At 38.7% G+C, this 11,859-nt stretch carries 9 protein-coding genes; 7 read left to right on the forward strand and 2 right to left on the reverse strand.

Annotation, left to right across the window (positions count from 1 at the left end; genetic code table 11):
* Positions 1–229 precede the first annotated feature (229 nt).
* Genes HQM11_06950 through HQM11_06965 form a run of 4 tightly spaced genes read left to right on the forward strand, consistent with a single transcriptional unit; the run spans position 230 to position 5,945 of the window.
* Positions 230–2,653, forward strand: a complete 2,424-nt coding sequence (locus HQM11_06950; protein MBF0350752.1) for an Rne/Rng family ribonuclease — start codon at positions 230–232, stop codon at positions 2,651–2,653.
* Positions 2,654–2,705: 52 nt separating this feature from the next.
* The gene (gene selA / locus HQM11_06955) at positions 2,706–4,100 is read left to right on the forward strand and encodes an L-seryl-tRNA(Sec) selenium transferase (protein ID MBF0350753.1); all 1,395 of its coding nucleotides are present in this window, start codon (positions 2,706–2,708) and stop codon (positions 4,098–4,100) included.
* A complete protein-coding gene (gene ccmA / locus HQM11_06960) occupies positions 4,100–4,810 on the forward strand; it encodes a heme ABC exporter ATP-binding protein CcmA (GenBank protein ID MBF0350754.1) in 711 nt (236 codons plus the stop codon). Before selA ends, ccmA begins: the two co-directional genes overlap by 1 nt.
* Positions 4,797–5,945, forward strand: coding sequence for a U32 family peptidase (locus tag HQM11_06965; protein ID MBF0350755.1), 1,149 nt, complete (start codon positions 4,797–4,799; stop codon positions 5,943–5,945). Before ccmA ends, HQM11_06965 begins: the two co-directional genes overlap by 14 nt.
* Here the strand turns inward: HQM11_06965 and HQM11_06970 are convergent.
* Positions 5,940–7,343 (reverse strand): YihY family inner membrane protein, encoded by a 1,404-nt coding sequence (locus tag HQM11_06970; protein ID MBF0350756.1) that lies wholly within the window; start codon positions 7,341–7,343, stop codon positions 5,940–5,942. The two genes, HQM11_06965 and HQM11_06970, sit on opposite strands and share 6 nt — an antisense overlap.
* Before the next feature lie 309 nt (positions 7,344–7,652).
* Between HQM11_06970 and HQM11_06975 the strand changes: the two genes are divergently transcribed.
* Entirely contained in the window at positions 7,653–9,314 is a 1,662-nt protein-coding gene (locus HQM11_06975) for an aldehyde dehydrogenase family protein (GenBank protein ID MBF0350757.1), read from the forward strand.
* A gap of 10 nt (positions 9,315–9,324) precedes the next feature.
* On the opposite strand, the gene HQM11_06980 is transcribed toward HQM11_06975, so the two are convergent.
* A complete protein-coding gene (locus HQM11_06980; GenBank protein MBF0350758.1) occupies positions 9,325–9,987 on the reverse strand; it encodes a hypothetical protein in 663 nt (220 codons plus the stop codon).
* Positions 9,988–10,076: 89 nt separating this feature from the next.
* Here HQM11_06980 and HQM11_06985 point away from each other — a divergent pair, with 89 nt between their 5' ends.
* Both HQM11_06985 and HQM11_06990 read left to right on the forward strand, forming a co-directional pair.
* Positions 10,077–10,493: a GNAT family N-acetyltransferase gene (locus HQM11_06985; protein ID MBF0350759.1), complete on the forward strand. Its 417-nt coding sequence runs from the start codon at positions 10,077–10,079 to the stop codon at positions 10,491–10,493.
* Positions 10,494–10,578: 85 nt separating this feature from the next.
* Positions 10,579–11,826 (forward strand): TerB family tellurite resistance protein, encoded by a 1,248-nt coding sequence (locus tag HQM11_06990; protein MBF0350760.1) that lies wholly within the window; start codon positions 10,579–10,581, stop codon positions 11,824–11,826.
* Positions 11,827–11,859: the final 33 nt, after the last annotated feature.

Below are 11,859 nucleotides of genomic sequence, written 5' to 3' on the forward strand. Positions count from 1 at the left end.
ATTTAACATCGCAGACTGTGAATACAGATTCAACCCGTCCAGTGGCCATCCATATTGAAAATCCACAGACAGAAGTATTGGAACAGAAGGCTAATTAAAAAAACACTTAATTTATCGAAGTGTGAGCTCTGGAAGTATTCCTGCACGTTAGTTCTGTTTTTGCAAACGACAATTTAATGTTCAGCACGGAGGCATAAGAAAGGGCATTCATTAAATGATAGGGAGATGAATGTCAGAAATGTCTAAAAAAATGTTTGTTAATGTGGAAGATGATGAGACACGCATTGCATCCACGAATAATTCGAATCTAGAATACCTTTATATTGAACATACTCATCACGCACAATTAGCAGGAAATATTTATTGTGGAACCGTTGTCAAGGTCCAAACTTCTTTCCAGGCTGCGTTTATTGACTATGGCGCTGAGCGTCATGGTTTCTTGCCCGCATCTGATATAAACCCCAGACTTTTCAAATCCAGTCGTCCGACAAGAGGAAGACCTTCCATTGATCATTTGCTCAAACCAGGACAAACAGTTTTGGTTCAGGTGGTGAAAGATGAGATCGCTCATAAGGGCGCAACATTGACGACCAATATTTCGTTGCCTGGACGATTCATGGTGTTTATGCCAAACACCAGCAAAGGTGGTGTTTCTAAAAAGATTGATGATCCGGAACAGCGAAGCAGGCTAAAGCATCTACTCGAAGGATTGGCTAGCGAAGAAGGGGCTGCTATTGTCAGAACCGCTGGTGTCGATCGAAGTCTGAATGAACTGAAGCAGGATTTTTTATCGTTGAGAAGAAAATGGATCCAGATTCAACATAAATTTTCGTCTTCAACAAAACCTTGCCAACTATATCAGGAAGATGATGCGGTAGTACGTATGTTGAGAGATTATTTTACAGATGACATTGATGAAATCTGGATTGATGATCCTGAAGCATTTCAACGATCACTCGAATTTTTTAAAATTAATATTCCAAACAAACAAAAAAAACTACATTTGTATTTGGGGGAAAGATCACTGTTTGATGCTTATAGTATTGAAGAACAGATCGAAAAATTAAGTCTCAATGAAGTGCCTTTAATATCAGGTGGAAGCTTAGTGATTGATCCTACTGAAGCTCTGGTAGCAGTGGATGTCAACTCAGGCAAATCAAATCAGGAGCGATCCATTGAAGAAACAGCACTCAGGACAAATCTTGAAGCTGCTGAAGAAATTGCCAGACAACTCAGACTTCGTAATCTTGGCGGATTGATTGTCATAGATTTTATTGACATGGATCATGAAACAAACAGGAATAAGGTTATTGCAAAACTTGAAGAAAGTCTGGCTAATGATAAAGCCAAATGGACTGTTGGGAAAATATCCCAATTTGGACTCTTGGAGATGAGCCGTCAGAGAATTGCTAGCAGTCTGACGTATAATTGGAAAAGACTTTGTCCAACATGTCAGGGGACGGGGTACATTCTCTCAACTCTATCGCAAGCGAACGCTTTTATCCGGAAAATCAGGGAAATCATTGTTGATCGAACGGTGAGAGAAATCAGATGTCAGGTTCCGCTTGAAATATCTATTCACTTACTCAACACCAAGCGCAAGCAACTTTATCAAATGGAATTCGAGTTTGATACCCGAATTATAATTATTCCAAATCCAGCACTGAGTATTGGCGAGATTCCTGATTTTGATATAAGTTATCGTGAAAATATTGCAGAAAATGGAGAGATTGAAACCAAAGACAAGACGAAGGAAAAAGAAAAAAAAGACCGTTATAGAAGAAATCCAAGACGCAGAAATGTTAAGGAACGTGAAGATGAACCTGTTTCTGAGATTGATGAAATCCGACAGGAAGTGATTGCCTTCAATCGGGGAGACAAAAGTGAAGATACCAATGTCACACAGCCCGATTCCCAGGAAAAAATAGAATCCAGTGTGCAACCTGACTATGATGTGACTGAGAATGTTGTTCAGAATGAATCTGCTGTTCATGATGAGAATGACATTCCTGAGTTGCCTCAGAATGCTACTTCTATTGAAGAATCTCCTAATACAAAAACATCACTCACCACTCACCCTGGATTATTGTTCAGTAGTGTACATGAAGATGGTCCAAGGTATGTCAGACCAGTCAAGGTAAACGCCTGGAAAGAATATGTACGAACATTTTCTCCAGGAACTCTGATTTTCAGTAGCAGTCACCGGTTTGAAAAAGCGGATGTTTCAGATGATAACCCTGTCTCATCAGAAGTGACATTCCTCGAAACTCAGACGGACAGCTTGGTTGAAAATGCAGATTCTGAAAATCAAAATATCTCTGAAAACAAGGATACAATCCTCTCTATTGATTCTGAAACAACGGATGGTTCAGCAGAGAATGAGACAGAGTTGAATGTTGAATCTGAAATATTGGATGTGCAACATGAAGTTACTGAGAATCTTGAAGAAGAAGGATCTCATAAAGTAGAAAAACCGAACAAAGGGAGGACGTCATCCAAAAAAAATAATACGAAAACAGTTGTCAGTAAAAATTCTGCCAAAAAAGTAGGGAAATCTGGATCTGGGGCCGGTAAAACATCTCCTGGAAAAAAGAAAACTGAAGCAACAGAGACTACTGGTACAGAAGAAATATCTGCAGATCCTGAAGCATAACCTTTAATCTGGAATACAAATTTGTAAAGACTCAAAAAGGAGAAGACTCTTGATGGAAAAAATACAATTGTATTCCAGAATACCTTCCATCTCAGAAGTAGATCATTGGCTTCGAACCAATAAATTACCCTTTGGCAAAAGGGTTCGTTCCGAAGTTCAGGCGATTCTTTCTGAACTTAGAATGAAGATTCAGAATATCGAGGAAGAGTCAGCGTTCCAGTATGAAAACAAACAGGAGATACTCGATCATATTTTAATCCGGTTTATTGGAAAACAACATGAGAAGACTTCTAATGTAATCAATGCCACAGGGATAGTTGTTCATACGAATCTGGGGAGGTCACCACTGTCTCTTGAAATACTGACTCCGTTGTTGAAACAATGGAGTTGTTATACACCACTTGAGTACAACCTAGCTACGGGTACACGTGGTGAGCGGGGACACAAAATCATCGAATATTTAAAGCTCCTTTCAGGAGCACCTGAAGCGTTAGTGGTTAATAATAATGCTTCTGCTGTATTTTTAATGCTGTTTGCATTGGCAAAAGGCAAAGAAGTCATTGTCTCACGGGGAGAGCTTGTGGAGATTGGTGGCAGTTTTCGAATTCCTGATATCATGCGAGCAGCCGATGTTAAATTGATTGAGGTTGGCACAACGAACAGAACTCGATTGTCAGATTATGAAAATGCAATTTCTGAAAATACAGTAGGTTTTCTAAAAGTTCATCCTTCAAATTATGTCATTCATGGATTTGTCGAAGAAGTTTCTACGGGAGCACTAGCTGAGCTAGCCAGCAAACATGATTTGAAAACTTTTTATGATTTGGGCAGTGGAACTTTTTATCAGTTCAAACAACCTCAACTGGCATCCATTCAGACGATTCAACAGGAATGGAATGAGGGAGTTGATATTTTAAGTTTTAGTGGTGATAAATTGCTGGGCAGTGTTCAGGCAGGTATTGTTTTGGGAAAAACGGATCTCATTACAAAGTTAAGAAAAAATCCGCTTTATCGTGCTTTTCGTTTAGATAAAATCACACTGAGTATTCTCGAATCCACGCTGATTTCTTATTTGGAAATGAAGGACTATCCGGAACACAATCTAACAATCCAGTTACTTGAACAACCCATTGATGTTATTGAAAAGAGGGCAATAAAAGTTTTAAAGTCATTAGACGGATGTCTTGGCCCAGGTTGGAAAATAAATTTGATAGAAACGCTGTCTCTTACAGGTGGTGGTGCATTGCCTGAATTGTATCTGCGATCTTATGGGTTGCTGGTGGAGCATCCTGATAAATCTGCAAACATCATTCAAAAATTATTGAGGGAATCAAGCATTCCAATAATAACAAGGATTGAAAATAAATGTGTGATTCTTGATTTTAGGACAGTTTTTGATGAAGACTGTGAAAGTGTTTCAAAAAACCTTCAACTCTTGTGTTCGTGATGACAACTGCGCCATTACTGGAAATCAGGAATGTATATAAAAAGTATGGTTATCGTACCATTTTAAGAGACATTAGTTTTTCTGTAAGTGCAGGAGAATGCATATTATTGCTTGGTCATAACGGTGCGGGAAAAACAAGTTTGACACGATTGATCTGTGCTTTATCACAACCCAATCATGGAACATTATATTTCAAAGGTCAGCCTTTTTCTCAATCCAAACAGGAAGTCCATAAATCAATTGGGGTTATTTCGCATAGCAGTCGATTGTATCATGATCTGAATGCATGGGAAAATCTGAAAGTGTTTGGAACACTATATGGTGTGCCACAATTAAAACAAAAAATACCCAAAGTCCTGGAAATGGTTGAATTAACTTCCGCAACCTATATGCCGGTTTATACTTTCAGCAGCGGAATGCTGAAGCGCTTAATGATAGCTCGAATAATGCTATACAAGCCGGAATTACTTATTCTTGATGAACCCTATACGGGATTGGATCCTCATTTTGTGAAAATGCTGCAAATTTATTTAAAAAATCACATTCAGCAAGGAAATACTGCGTTTCTAATCACCCATCAACTTTCATTAGGATTGGAAATCGCTACCCGAGGATTATTACTTCATCAACAACAAGTTCAGCAGGATGTTCCCATCTCAGATCTTCCTGTGGAGCAATGGACCCATTTTCTTGAAAATGCTAAAATATAATACCTACTTCTCTGATCCTCAGCAACTCCCACAACTAAAAAAGTCTCCAGTTCGTGAAGTCATTCTGGAACATTCAGTATTAAGCCGTTTTGGTTTCTGGAACACTGAAACACTGCTGAAATGGGCAGATATCTTGAAAAATGAAGGATTTGAACTGTTGTTGCAATGGGACATTTTGACTACCCAGGATGGGTTGGGAGAATGTCTGGATGTAATACAACAATTACCGATGCATTGGTTTAAGGCTATCAGAGTCAAAGACCTCGGGGCTGCGCAATGGTTATTGGAAAATAGGCCTGAGGGTGCAATGCATTTATTGCTTGATACCGGTAACCATAATTTGTTTGCGGTGAAGCGTTGGCAACAATACTTCAAGGGGCCCTTGAAACGCATTGTCCTATCCTCAGAATTGCCGGGCTACCGTCTGAAAGAATATACAGATGAATTGGAAATCCCCTGTGAGGTGCTCGGCGTAGGTAAAATCCTGTTTTTTTATACACCACGGCAATTACTGACACCTCTCGGATTTGAAAAGCTCAATGGCAATATTCAGATGACAGCTCAGGAAAATCTCACGTTCCAGCGTCATTTTCCAACAATTGAGAATCAACATGGAACTTTTATGTTTCATGATAGAGATCTTTTTTTACTTGATCAACTGGATGAAGTACAGGCAACCGGAATCGATACGTTGAGATTGGACCTACGCTTTGGCACACCATCGGACTGGATTCATGAATTGGCGCAACTGAATTCAGAAAGAGAATCTGCGTTGAAAAACAAATGGCCTATAAAAACAACACATGGGTTTTTTAGAACAAATCGAACAGACAAACCTATTGAGTTGATTAAAAATAAATATTTGAAACTGCACCAGGGGGATTTGTTGGGGCAGGTCGTTGAAGCGGTTAAAGGGGATTATATCGCATTAATGTCCAGGAAACCATTTGATTTGGGGGATCATTTATTAATAATAACGCCGGCCGGGAAAAAAATTGAGGTAACTCTGTCTTCTATTCAAACAATTTCTGGAAAAAGTGTTCAGCAGGCTCAAGATTCGGGATTATGGCTGATTCCACATCAGAAATTTGTGACACAGAAATCACTGGTTTATAAAATCATTGAAGCTTTATGAAAACAATTCATCCCCTTTATTTGTGTGCACGTCATAATCTTGTCGTAATCTTCCAATGATAGATAGAAGACGGGCCAGCACCTGATGGGGGTGTTTAATGGCCTCCTCAAAAGTAAATGTGCTGAAAAAATCCTGTTCAAGGGAATGAAGAGGTTCAATGATCATATAAGTTGGTTCTGAAATATTAAACCAGCGTCGTCGAGGTTGGAATATACTGAAAAAAACATCGCAAGCAACGTCAGATGGCGGTTTGCCCGGGTGATAGGCTACAGAATGGTTGTGATTCGAAGCTGGGGAATATTCTACAACAAGATTAGCCTGTTTCATCTGTTGCAGGATATAACGTAACCTCTGATCACTGAGGGATATAACTTCCTGCATGGTTTCAATGGATGCCAGTTGGGACTGTTGATAATAGCGATGGCAAATGAATAAATAGATTCGTGTCGCGCTGATAGCAAGTGATTCCTGGTTATCTAAAACCAGATGCTCTCTGAAATCATTAGCTCGATAGGTTTGCCAAATATAAGTAATCAAAGCTCCAAGAAGAATCACCAGCCAAACAATATAAATCCACAGAATTAGAATTGGAATTACTGCCAGAGATCCATAAAGTTTCTGATAACCGAATATTTCAATAAAATAAACATTCAGTGAAAGGTAACACAACTGGATCATCGAAGAAGAAAAAATAGCCCCCATGAGTGCGGCTCCTTTACGAACGAAAACAATGGGTATGAAGGCATACATCAGAAAAAGCAGGATGCCAGATGATAGAACAGGAATAATAAAACTGGTTGCATAAATAAAAAAGCCATTGGACATGCTTTCAAATATAGGCATTTTTTGAATAAAAGTTGTAAATGAAACCGAAATAAAAATTCCTAAGGGGCCCAGAATTATGATCATCAAAAAAATCATTATATTCTCATTCCATTTCCTTTTATCATCCACTTCCCACATATCATTGATTACTTTGTCAATTCTATTGTAAAATAGGAGGCCAAGCAACATGAAGGTAGATAAACCAAAAGTTCCGGTGGCCTTTGAGGTATTGGCCACTTGTTCCAGATATTTAAAAATGACATCACCATATTGAGGAATAAAATGGTTGGCAATGTAAGTTTTTATTTCAATTTTGCTTTGAGGATGGTTGGAAATGGCGCCAATGACTGAAAAAAATATGGCAAAAATGGGTACTAATGATAACAGTGAGACAAAAGTTAAAGACTGTGCCGTTTCAAGCAATCGTTTTTTCCAGATGTTTTGTATTAGAATTCTGAAAAACCGATAGATAGTGACACTCTTTTTATAAGTAAAAGTGTGGGTTACTAGAAATTTATTGAGGGTTTTCGAACTGAGTCTGAAATGATTTAAAATTCTAGGGAATTCTGTCATGGGTATTTTTACATCCTGTTCTTTTTGTTTGATTCGTGTATAAGCCAGCAAGGTATTGCAAAAGATTGGCCTTGATTCTGTGCTTTTGTAAATGAGTTCGAATCAATGCGGAATTTATCGATATTGATCGAAAGGGTTGCTCTTCTTCGGAATAGTTTTTCTGTCCAAATTTGAATCACCTCTGTTTCTTAAAGGGATAGTATGAGCCAAGATAAAACAAATATAACAAGTACCAATCCTGATTCAGGAAAAAATACTAACAAAACTAAAAGTCCATCCAATCCAGAGACTAAAGTGGTACAGGAACCAATGGCACCATTGTATCCTAAAAGCTATCCATCAATTAATCCTGCGACCGGGGAACTCAATAGTGATGTGGAATGTACGCCTTTAGATGCTTTTCCCAAAATTTTTAATGATGCCAGAAAAGCTCAGGAAATTTGGGCTGAAATGAGCTTTGACCAGCGCAAGGAACACATTTTGCGGATGCGTGATTATTTGATTGAAAACGCTGAGGCTATTTCGCGTGTGATTGCTAAAGATACTGGAAAAACCCTTTCGGATGGTTTTCAGACAGAAGTTTTACCATCAATTTTTGCGACAGATTGGTATGCAAAAAAGACCCATAGATTTCTCAAAAAAGAACGGGTTGCTCCCTCAAACGTTCTTTTTGCTAACAAACAAAGTTACATTTTAAGAATGCCTTTGGGTGTGGTGGGAATTATTACACCATGGAATTATCCTTTTGCTATTCCCTGGAGCGAAATTGTCATGGCGTTGATGGCTGGTAATGGGGTTGTGTTTAAAACATCAGAAGACACTCCGCTGGTTGGTCAAGAAATTCAGAAAGTGATTGATGCGGGACAACTGCCCAAAGGCTTGTGCCGATTTGTGATGGGAGAAGGATCACAAGTTTCAAAAGCGATGTTTGAAAATGGGGTGAATAAAATATTCTTTACTGGAAGTGTCCGGGTGGGAAAACTGTTGATGAAACAAGGTTCTGAGTATCTGGTTCCCGTGTCTCTTGAACTCGGTGGAAATGACGCTGCAATTATTCTGGAAGATGCTAATCTTGAACGAGCCGCTAATGGTGTTGTATGGGCTGGATTTCAGAATAGCGGACAAACGTGTGCAGGTGTGGAACGGGTTTATGTTCAAGAATCCATTTATGAAGAATTTATGAAATTGGTTCGAGAAAAAACTATCCAGCTTCGTCAAGGTGCTGATACCGGCAAATTTGATATTGATGTCGGTTCCATGACAACAGTAAGACAACTAGAGACGGTTCGACGCCATGTTGATGACGCATTGAAAAAAGGAGCGGTTATTACAGCTCAAACCAAAGTAAAAACTACAAAAGGAAACTTCTATCCTGCTACGGTATTGGAAAATGTTAATCACACCATGGCTGTCATGATGGAGGAAACATTTGGTCCGTTGATCGCGTGTATGAAATTCAAATCGGATGACGAAGCTATCTCACTGGCCAATGATTCCGATCTTGGCTTGACTTCAAGTGTCTGGACTATGGACTCTGAACGAGGACAGTTTATTGCCAAAAAACTGGAAACAGGAATTACAACAATAAATGACCACGTCTTTACGCATGGTCTACCCGAATTGCCTTGGTTAGGTTGGAAAAACAGTGGTATTGGCTCAACACATTCTCACCTTGGATTAGAAGAAATGACCAAACCCAAGGTGGTTAATTATGATCTTGCTCCAAATCTGAATTCAAATCTATGGTGGTTTCCACATCGAAAAATTACGTTTGATGCCTTGATCGATACACCAAAACTGATTTTTGGAAGTTTGCAGGAACGTGCAGATTCGTTGTCGAAGATCATGCCAAAACTGATCAGAGATCCTCTTGTAAAAGAAAAGTTGTTTTTTGTTCTCAAGCGAACAGGACTTCGAGTGAGAAAAACTATTTCAGAAATAAATGAAATGCCTTCAGATGACGACAATTAGGGAGCAACTCTTATTTTGAAACAGGAACCAAAATTTTTTGGTAGCTTAACCGGGTTCCTGTTACCATTTCTACTATTCCAAGATCAATTCGAACAGAATCGCCATTTTCAATCGCAGACAATGTGAGAGGGATTAGTGCTTCTGTTTCCTGTTTTCCTTTAAGCCAATAATAAGCAACAGGGATATTCAGGGGTGTCTGATTTTTCCACACATGGAAGGAAACTTTAAAAAAGCGCGAAACAATATCAGGGTTTACAACCTTATATATGAGTTCACCATTCAAATTATTGACTTCCGGGTGAAGTGATGACGGTTTAAAAGTGAACCGAGAAACAAAAATATCTTTTTCACCGGGTATTCTGTACCTGGAGTAAATTCTTTCCAGAGCACCTTTCCAGATTTTCTTGACATAATCGGTTTCACTAAGATGCATGCGTTTCATCAAAACAGGAACATCATTTTCAGAGCCGAACATTCCCAAAAAAAATGCTAGACGCCAGCGAATATTTTCGTCAAGAGTTTCGTTGTCGACCTTTTGCCGGATTACTCCTAATGAGAATTCAGGAAACAATAAAAATGCATCCATTGCACGAATTCTTGTCGCAAGTGAATAATCACCAAGTTCAGTCAGCCATTGATTTCTAAGATTGTTCTGAACCATCTCTTCAATCATACTCGCGGAGATATGACTGGAAAATAAAACAAATATAATAATAAGAAAATTGCGTTTTAATATCATCGATCTTTTATCAGGGAAATTGTATGGAACATATTCAATATGAAATAAACGCCTTTGTCAGCGCAGAGGAATTTATAAAATTGCTTCATGCGTCAACGTTAGCATCACGAAGGCCTGTTGATGATCAAGGTTGTATCGAAAGTATGTTGAAACACGCAAATTTAATTGTTTCAGCAAGGTCAGGTTGCCAACTGGTAGGGATCGCAAGATCGGTCACCGATTTTAGCTACTGTTGTTATCTTTCTGATTTAGCCGTAGATCATTCTTGTCAAAAACAAGGAATTGGCAAACAATTGATTTACTGGACTCAAAAACAACTTGGGCCTAAATGCAAGATCATTTTGCTCTCAGCTCCCGGAGCCGTGAACTATTATCCTCATATTGGTTTCTTCAAACATGAGCAGGCATGGATCTTACCTCCTGAGGTGGAACTGAAATAAATCATTAAAATCAAATGCTTTATCCTGTTTAGCAAGGTTGTGCTAATTTAAAAATAATTCCTGAAATATTTTCAAGGATTGTTCCATGCACCAGCAAATATTCTCTTCTCAAATATCCAGATTGCCAGTTTGGGCAATATTTCAGCGATTTTTTTTAAATCACCCTTCTGAATTATTGGTTCATGCTATTGCAACTCTTGGTCTTATGGCCAGAATTTCCTGGAAAGAGCAGGGTTTTCAGCACGAAGAAATCCAGTATATGGCTAGTCAACTGGCTGAAATTCTAAATATTAGCCAGGAAGAAGTTAATTCATTGATACTTGAACTCAAAGCAATTCAATGGCGAACTTCTTTTGCTGAAAAGCAACTTTTTGAGCAATTTTTCAGGTTTGAGTGTGATCGTTCTACCAGAAATGCCTTGTTGAGATCATTGCTGGGAATGGCTGGTTGTGACAAAGCTCTGACGGAGCGTGAATGTGCCATCATCTTGAGAACAGTGCAATCCATTGGACTTTCCCTGACGGAGTATAAAATGGCTGTTTTGCCATATACGTCTGTTCTTGTATCGGCTCAGGCTGGATTGAATAAATATATTTTAAATGCAGCAGGTAATGAAAATGTACAAATATATTGCCAGAATAAAATCGTGACTCAGGAGTTGGAAAATATATCTCTGGCAGAATTGACCTTTAGAAGTAATAAGAAAATATCTGTTGGTACTTTGATTCAGATTAGTCTTTTTTCCTATATATCCATTATATCTTATGTGTCACGTGCAAAGAAAGAAGATGGTCAGTGGGTGATCAGCCTTGATTTGGATCTTAATCCTGTGGAGTGTGGGTATTTGGATAATCTGCTCCACATGGGGTCAATCAATCAGCCTGAAATCAGCCTGAAAACGACATTTGCATCTTGCCAACAATTGCCTGAACAACTGCTGGGATACTTATGGAATAGTATGCCTGATTCCAGAGCAGATATGGCTATGTCTTTGAAGAAAATGATTGAATCCCGGAAAGTGCTACCCAATTTGATTTTCAGTGATATTCAGGCTTGGCATGCTGATTTACTGAAAACACAGATGGAAAAACGAAATATTTTGTTTGGCAATCCGGATTGGGATGTGATTGGACAACAACTGGATCAGGAATTTTCTGAGCCATTGTCAGTGATTATAAAGCTTCAATTACTGAGTCTGATCCGATGGATATTGCCCAAGGGATTATGGAAAAAAAAGGTGTTTTCGACATCGGAAATGGCAGTTATCAAACCTATGATGGAACAATTAGGATTATCCCCTGAAAAATGGAGTTTAGAGAGGGCTGCAATATGAGGTGTGGGTTCTCAGATGCTATTTTCAGGAAAA

The organism is SAR324 cluster bacterium (assembly GCA_015232315.1).
Classification (GTDB): Bacteria; SAR324; SAR324; order SAR324; family NAC60-12; genus JADFZZ01.